The following is a 255-nucleotide window of genomic DNA, read 5'->3' on the forward strand; positions in this document are numbered from 1 at the left end:
GGAATGGGAAGGCGTGGGACCACCTCGCTATGGCCACCAGACATTAACTTGTATACAAACTCAAAGCCGAATTCGGTAGATTCTTGTATCTTACGCGTCGCTGCTTCAAAGCAACTCAATTGATAGGATCAAGCCTCACGAGCAATTAGTATCGGTTAGCTACACGCCTCACAGCGCTTCCACACCCGACCTATCAACGTCCTGGTCTCGAACGACTCTTCAGGGAGGTCAAGCCTCCAGGGAAGTCTCATCTTC

General features: G+C 50.6%; 1 rRNA gene. It reads right to left on the reverse strand.

The annotated features are described in order from the left end of the window. Positions 1 to 124 precede the first annotated feature (124 nt). Positions 125 to 255, reverse strand: a 23S ribosomal RNA gene (locus ACZ9W6_RS17690); the annotation flags it as partial.

It is taken from the genome of Vogesella lacus (assembly GCF_979366295.1).